Origin of the sequence: Moraxella lacunata (assembly GCF_002027545.1) — a bacterium.
GTDB classification, from domain to species: Bacteria; Pseudomonadota; Gammaproteobacteria; order Pseudomonadales; family Moraxellaceae; genus Moraxella; species Moraxella lacunata.
Genome location: NZ_MXAN01000063.1, coordinates 1 through 6,462, shown reverse-complemented (window position 1 = coordinate 6,462; position 6,462 = coordinate 1). Strand labels below are relative to the sequence as shown.

Annotated in this window: 9 protein-coding genes; 7 read left to right on the top strand and 2 right to left on the bottom strand. The window is 45.0% G+C overall.

Annotated features, from left to right (window positions below; translation table 11 throughout):
- Positions 1-318 precede the first annotated feature (318 nt).
- The 3 genes from lipA (at position 319) to B5J94_RS09125 (ending at position 2,842) form a co-directional block, all read left to right on the top strand.
- On the top strand, positions 319-1,383 hold the full coding sequence (gene lipA / locus B5J94_RS09135) for a lipoyl synthase (RefSeq protein WP_062500628.1): 1,065 nt from the start codon (positions 319-321) through the stop codon (positions 1,381-1,383).
- Between the two features lie 164 nt (positions 1,384-1,547).
- Positions 1,548-1,907: a hypothetical protein gene (locus B5J94_RS09130; RefSeq protein WP_143821950.1), complete on the top strand. Its 360-nt coding sequence runs from the start codon at positions 1,548-1,550 to the stop codon at positions 1,905-1,907.
- 8 nt (positions 1,908-1,915) lie between these two features.
- Positions 1,916-2,842 (top strand): alpha/beta fold hydrolase, encoded by a 927-nt coding sequence (locus tag B5J94_RS09125; RefSeq protein ID WP_062500632.1) that lies wholly within the window; start codon positions 1,916-1,918, stop codon positions 2,840-2,842.
- A 73-nt stretch (positions 2,843-2,915) separates the two neighbouring features.
- Here B5J94_RS09125 and B5J94_RS14220 read toward each other — a convergent pair whose 3' ends face one another.
- Positions 2,916-3,071 (bottom strand): hypothetical protein, encoded by a 156-nt coding sequence (locus B5J94_RS14220; RefSeq protein ID WP_156471076.1) that lies wholly within the window; start codon positions 3,069-3,071, stop codon positions 2,916-2,918.
- Between the two features lie 131 nt (positions 3,072-3,202).
- Between B5J94_RS14220 and B5J94_RS09120 the strand changes: the two genes are divergently transcribed.
- A complete protein-coding gene (locus B5J94_RS09120; RefSeq protein WP_062500634.1) occupies positions 3,203-3,523 on the top strand; it encodes a helix-turn-helix domain-containing protein in 321 nt (106 codons plus the stop codon).
- A 77-nt stretch (positions 3,524-3,600) separates the two neighbouring features.
- On the top strand, positions 3,601-4,419 hold the full coding sequence (gene dapD / locus B5J94_RS09115; RefSeq protein ID WP_062500636.1) for a 2,3,4,5-tetrahydropyridine-2,6-dicarboxylate N-succinyltransferase: 819 nt from the start codon (positions 3,601-3,603) through the stop codon (positions 4,417-4,419).
- Positions 4,420-4,495: 76 nt separating this feature from the next.
- Here the strand turns inward: dapD and B5J94_RS09110 are convergent, their stop codons facing one another.
- Complete coding sequence (locus tag B5J94_RS09110) at positions 4,496-5,119, bottom strand: DedA family protein (RefSeq protein WP_062500638.1); 624 nt, start codon at positions 5,117-5,119, stop codon at positions 4,496-4,498.
- 112 nt (positions 5,120-5,231) lie between these two features.
- On the opposite strand from B5J94_RS09110, the gene ribH reads away from it, so the two are divergent.
- Both ribH and nusB read left to right on the top strand, forming a co-directional pair.
- Positions 5,232-5,726 (top strand): 6,7-dimethyl-8-ribityllumazine synthase, encoded by a 495-nt coding sequence (gene ribH, locus B5J94_RS09105; RefSeq protein WP_062500642.1) that lies wholly within the window; start codon positions 5,232-5,234, stop codon positions 5,724-5,726.
- Positions 5,727-5,870: 144 nt separating this feature from the next.
- Positions 5,871-6,428 (top strand): transcription antitermination factor NusB, encoded by a 558-nt coding sequence (nusB, locus tag B5J94_RS09100; RefSeq protein WP_062500640.1) that lies wholly within the window; start codon positions 5,871-5,873, stop codon positions 6,426-6,428.
- Positions 6,429-6,462: the final 34 nt, after the last annotated feature.

Here is a 6,462-nt window from a genome sequence, read left to right as displayed (position 1 = left end):
TTTTCTTTAATTTGGGGTTTCGCAAGAAGTCTAATTTGCAAATATTTTAAAATAACCATAATTTGACAAATGCTTATTTTTAAAAACAGCTTTAACTTACCCAAATTTTTACATCCATTTTAGCAAATCAATCCATCATTGCCAATCCACGCCCATGCCATGTCCAGACCGCCTTTAAAAATGACAAAACCCTATCAACGACAAGGGTTTATGGCGACAACCATACCCCCATGCCTTGATTTTTGTCATCGCTTTTTACCTTGAAATAAGGTAAAATATCCCAATTTATTTTCATATTTTTATAAAAATAGGCAAGCCATGACCGTCCAAACCTATACCCCAAGCCCAAAACCTGCCCCCAAAAAAGCCGTACAAGGCGAAAAACTGCGGGGCTATGACAAAGTCGCTCGTATTCCCATCAAGGTCATTCCCACTGTTGAGACCCCCAAAAAGCCCGACTGGATTCGTGTTAAATTATCCAGCCCTGCCGAGGTGGAACGCATCAAAGGCACGCTTCGCAAACAAAAGCTCTACACCGTTTGCGAAGAAGCTGCCTGCCCTAATCTGCCCCAGTGTTTTGGGGACGGTACGGCAACCTTTATGATTATGGGTGATATTTGTACACGCCGTTGTCCGTTTTGTGAAGTGGCACACGGTCGTCCCAACCCCCTTGATGTGGACGAGCCACGCCACACGGCTGAGACCATTTTGGGGCTTGGGCTAAAATATGCCGTCATCACAAGCGTGGACAGGGACGATTTAAAAGATGGCGGTGCAGGGCATTTTGTGGAAGTTATCCAAGAATCCAAAGCCCTAAGCCCCAACTGCTTGATTGAAATTCTCGTGCCTGATTTTCGTGGACGTGAAAAAATCGCCATTGACCTACTTGCCGAGACCGCCCCTGATGTCTTTAACCACAACATCGAGACCGTGCCACGCCTATACAAGGCATTTCGCCCCGGCTCGGACTATCAGCACTCACTAAACCTACTAAAAGAATACAAGGCACGCCGTCCTGATGTCGCCACCAAATGTGGATTTATGGTTGGGCTTGGCGAGACCGAAGAAGAGGTTTATGCCCTGCTTGACGACCTAAAAGCCCATGATGTAGACATCATCACAATCGGGCAGTACCTTGCCCCCAGCAAAAACCACGCCCCTGTGAACAGATATGTACATCCTGATGAGTTCGCCCGTTATACCGAATATGGCAAAAAGCTGGGCTTTTTTAACATTTGGGCAAATCCTATGGTGCGTTCAAGCTACTTTGCTGACCGCCAATACTATGGCGAAGACTGCCCACCGCCTGTGCGTAGCTCAAAAGCCCTAGCCGAAGAGAAATTAGCAAAGGCGGAGCGTGGTGAAAAAGTTGGGTGTTTTTAGGTACTAAACATGGAGTAAATGGTCTTTTGCCCTACTTGACTTTAATTTAAGGAATTTGTATGAATGTCCTAAAAAACTGTATTATCGGATTAATTGCTATATTGCCTACAATGACTTATGCAAACAGTCATTTAGGTTTATATACAAATGACTTAGCCAAATGTATGGTTTCATCATTATCAGCCAATGATAAAAAAATCTTTCAAAACGCCACCTTGCAAGGCATGTTCTCTCATCCTAGCTTGAACCAAAAAAATCCATACTCCCAATATGAAATCAATCAAACCCAACAACAATTTGGCAGGCTAGTAACACGCTTGTTTGCCAAAGATTGCACCAAAGAGCTGATGATTGCCATGTACTATGATAACAAAGCCGTAGAGCGGGCAAGTGAAACTCTTGGCGTTTATGTCATGCAGGATTTGATAAATCACCCAAACTATGAGCGTTATTGGTTGGGTGTTGAGCACTACATGAATAAACAAGAGTTAGAACACGCCATTCAAGATGTCTTAAAAGATTAAATGCCACCATGACCCAAATTATCCTATCATCCAACCAAATCCACCGCCTGCATCATGCGTTTTTTGTGCCACAAGGTGAAATAAAAGCCACTTTGCTTATCGTGCATGGCATGAGCGAGCATAGTGGGCGTTATGCTGATTTTGCCAAATTTTTGGCGGATAATGGCGTACTTGTGGCAACTTATGACCAGCTTGGGCATGGGCAGACGGTCAAGGACAAATATGAGCTTGGTTTTATTGACGAAAAACACCCCGTCCAAGTCCTGTGCAAAGATGTCATCATCATGGCGGATAAATTAAAAGACAAGGCACGCACGCTGACCAACCGCCCCATTGCCCACTATATCATGGGGCATTCTATGGGGTCATTCATTGTGCGGACGGTGTTGACCCACCACGCCACGAGCTTTGACGGGGCGATTATCATGGGGACGGGCAACAGTTTTGGACTCATCAACCGCTTTGCCCTGACAGCACTTGGGGCGATGAATTATGTGAATCCAAAACGCCCCAACACCCGCTTTGCTACGCTCCTAAACCACTATCTACTCTCGCAAATCCGCTCGCCCATATCGGCATCGCCTTTTGCGTGGCTGACCGAAAACACCGACAGTATCAAAGCCTTTGAAAATGACCCCTTATGCGGTTTTGCGTTTAGTAATAATGGCTTTGTCGCCTTGCAAGCCCTTATCAAAAAAGCCACATCGCCCACATGGTACGCCCACACGCCCAAAGATTTTCGTATTTTGCTCGTGAGTGGCAAAGACGACCCAGTCGGACGCATGGGGCAGGACATTGATGAACTCCAAAACGAACTCATCAAAGCAGGGCAAAACGTCCGCACGCACCTATATCCCAATATGCGACACGAACCACTACACGAGACGGATAAAGATAGGGTGTATGGGGATATTTTGGGGTGGCTGGCATTGTAACAATAAAAAAGAGAGTTGATTTAAACAACTCTCTTTTTTTATGCCTTAATTACTACATTTAGATTAATAGCAATTACAAATGCAAGGGGGGGGGTAAATCGCAAGTATCGCAACGAGTTTTGTGGTAACCGCCACACACTTCGCAAGTGTATTCACCATAAGGCACTGGCACTTGACCCATATAAATGGGTGTAAAGATTGACTTTGCACTGATAGAGAACTTTTTCATGATTGTTTCCTGTGGTAAAAATTTAGCTTAAAAACTAAGGATTACTTAGTTTTGATATATACTAAATTATCCTTAGTATAAAGTCAAGTTAAAAACTAAGAAAATTTTAGTTTTTAACTTGATGAAATAAAATGACCGCCCATCAATCAAACATCTTTGCCAAACGCCTAAACACCGCCCGCAAAGCCAAAAAACTTTCTCAGCAACAGCTTGGTATTTTATCAGGCATTGACCCGTCATCAGCCAGTGCCAGAATGAACCAATATGAGCGTGGCAAACATACACCTGATTTTTTAACCTTATCCAAAATCGCCGAAACACTCGGCGTGCCGACCGCTTATTTTTATGCCGAAAATGACGATTTGGCGGAGCTGATTTGTCTATTTGACCGAGCCGATTTTGATATGCAACAGCAGATTTTGCAAAGCGTTCATGCCTTATATAATCGTTAATTTTTAAAAAATAAATTTGCCAAATTGCCAAAAATAGGCGACAATAAGGCGTTATTTACTTCACTTAGGAAATTGTTATGTCTTTACAAAACATCATTGAAACCGCCTTTGACAACCGTGCCAACTTTGGGGCGAGCGACTGCCCTGCTGACGTGCGTTCTGCGGTTGAAGAAGTGCTTGCAGGTTTGGATAATGGTTCGCTTCGTGTTGCCGAAAAAATTGACGGCGAATGGGTAGTTCATCAATGGGTCAAAAAAGCGGTACTTCTATCCTTTAAAATCAATGACAACAAGCCGATTGAGTCTTGCGATTTACGCTTTTTTGACAAAGTGGACACCAAATTTACCGATTGGACAGAAGAAGATTTCAAAAACGCAGGCGTGCGTGTCGTTCCCCCTGCGGTGGCTCGTAAAGGCTCATTCATCGCCAAAAACGTGGTACTCATGCCGTCCTACACCAACATCGGTGCGTATGTGGACGAAGGCACCATGGTGGATACTTGGGCGACTGTTGGCTCATGTGCCCAAATCGGCAAAAACGTCCACCTATCAGGTGGTGTGGGTATCGGTGGCGTGCTAGAACCGCTACAAGCAAACCCAACCATCATCGAAGACAACTGCTTTATCGGTGCTCGTTCTGAAATCGTGGAAGGCGTGATTGTCGAAGAAGGTTCGGTCATCTCCATGGGCGTGTATATCGGTCAATCCACCAAAATCTACGACCGTGAAACAGGCGAAATCCACTACGGGCGTGTACCAGCAGGTTCGGTTGTCGTGCCAGGTAACCTACCAAGCCCATGCGGAAAATACAGTCTATACGCTGCTATTATCGTCAAAAAAGTAGATGCTCAAACTCGTGCTAAGACCAGTTTGAATGACTTATTGCGTACTGAGTGATTTAAATGGCACGACCGTCTTTTTAAAGCAAGCCCCAAGCGAGATGTTTGGGGTTTGTTTTATATTGGCGGTGTTGTTAGGGCTTATCAAAAAACACACTTCTAATCCGCAAAAATGCCACAACCACCAAGACAAGCCCCACCACGACCGCCACGCCTTTACTAATGGGGGCGATAAACTCTGCCACTTGGTCATAGTTTGCCCCAAGTACGTAGCCGGCATACGCCAACAGGGTCGTCCAAATGGCAGAACCTAATGTCGTTAGCACCAAAAACGGCAACATCGGCATACGATTCATACCAGCAGGGATAGAGATGAGCGAGCGAATGGCAGGTATCATTCGCCCAAAAAATATCACCGCCTTGCCATGTTTGTTAAACCAATTGGTTGCATTGGTGATGTCAGACGGCTTAATCAGTAGGTATTTGCCGTATTTTTCGGTCAAACTGTACAGACGTTTCTCATCAAACACCGTGCCTAGATAGTACAGTGGCAACGCCCCAAGCACCGACCCTGCCGTGCCTGCGATGATGACGGCAACGATGTTCATGTTACCCATGGCTGACCAAAATCCCGCCATCGGCATGATAAGCTCGCTCGGTATGGGCGGAAAGACGTTTTCCAAAAACATCATCAGCGTAACCCCTGCCAGTCCAAGCCTATCCATAATCGCCAAAATCCACGCACTCATGCTGTCCATGAATACCCTCAGTTTTTAAAAAAAGGTCTTATCATAACAGAAAAAATACTTTGTTGGCAAAGGTAAATTTGATATAATGGACAACCAACCCTTTATTTATGATGAGAGCCTTATGACCACATTTACCGAACAAAAAAATGCCGTAACCCACATTGACGGTACCTTACATGACAATGCCAATCTGCGTATCGGGATTGCCGTGGGGCGGTTTAATGGCTTTTTGGTTGAGAGTTTGGTAGAAGGGGCGTTGGACGCTCTGCTACGTCATGGCGTGCTTGGCGAGAACATCACTGTGGTGCGTGTACCGGGGGCATTTGAGCTACCCCTGACCGCCAAACGCATGGCGGTAACGGGCAACTATGACGCCATTGTCGTGCTTGGGGCGATTATCCGTGGGGCGACACCGCATTTTGACATCGTGGCAAGCGAGTCTGCCAAAGGCTTATCGCACGTGGCTCTACATCATGACATTCCTGTGATTAATGGCATTTTGACGACCGAAAACATCGAGCAAACCATTGAACGTGCTGGCACCAAAGCAGGCAACAAAGGCTATGAAGCAGGTATGACCGCCATTGAAATGGTGAGCGTATTAAAGGCTTTGTAATCTTTATTACATCAATTTGGCATTGTTTTAAATTAAAAAATGTCGGGGCAAATTGCAATTTGCCCCAAATCATAAAACAACGCCCCATTTTCCTATTTTCCCATTAAAAGATGATTTTAATGCAGTATTATTTTAAGGCTAACTATGACCGCACCCAACCCCCAAAATGACCAATTTGACATCAACGAAACCGGCTATAAAACCAGCTACACCGCCATTCGCAAGGCTCGCCGTTTTGCCGTGCAGGGTTTGTATGAATGGCTGATGACCGATTATCGTTTTGCCAATGAAAGCCGTGATTTGCTTGGCGGTAATGAGCCACATACCATTGTTGCCCGTACCCGTAGTGAAAACGCCATGCACACTGTGCATTTGGGCTATTATCACGAGCTTATGCGTGAGATTCCCATGAAAGCAGGTGAGCTGATTGTGGATATTGCCCGTTATCTTGACCGCAGTTTTGAAAAGCTAGACACCATTGAAAAAGCGATTTTGCTGATTGGGGCGTATGAGTTAAAACACAGTCGCCATATCCCTTATAAAGTGGTGCTTGATGAAGCCATGCAATTAAATACCCATTTTGGGGCAACTGATGCTCATAAATTTATCAATGCCATTTTGGATAGATATGCCAAAGACGTGCGAGAATTGGAATATCAAGCCAACAAAGCTGAGAAAAAAGCCAAAAAAGAAAGTGAATAATGAAAAGGGCGGATAATTTGAACCGACCCCCAAA

Bases quoted from the DNA above. Each gene is read 5' to 3' on its own strand.
- lipA (WP_062500628.1), top strand. From the start codon at position 319: ATGACCGTCCAAACCTATACCCCAAGCCCAAAACCTGCCCCCAAAAAA.
- B5J94_RS09130 (WP_143821950.1), top strand. From the start codon at position 1,548: ATGGTTTCATCATTATCAGCCAATGATAAAAAAATCTTTCAAAACGCC.
- B5J94_RS09125 (WP_062500632.1), top strand. From the start codon at position 1,916: ATGACCCAAATTATCCTATCATCCAACCAAATCCACCGCCTGCATCAT.
- B5J94_RS14220 (WP_156471076.1), bottom strand. From the start codon at position 3,071: ATGAAAAAGTTCTCTATCAGTGCAAAGTCAATCTTTACACCCATTTAT.
- B5J94_RS09120 (WP_062500634.1), top strand. From the start codon at position 3,203: ATGACCGCCCATCAATCAAACATCTTTGCCAAACGCCTAAACACCGCC.
- dapD (WP_062500636.1), top strand. From the start codon at position 3,601: ATGTCTTTACAAAACATCATTGAAACCGCCTTTGACAACCGTGCCAAC.
- B5J94_RS09110 (WP_062500638.1), bottom strand. From the start codon at position 5,119: ATGGACAGCATGAGTGCGTGGATTTTGGCGATTATGGATAGGCTTGGA.
- ribH (WP_062500642.1), top strand. From the start codon at position 5,232: ATGACCACATTTACCGAACAAAAAAATGCCGTAACCCACATTGACGGT.
- nusB (WP_062500640.1), top strand. From the start codon at position 5,871: ATGACCGCACCCAACCCCCAAAATGACCAATTTGACATCAACGAAACC.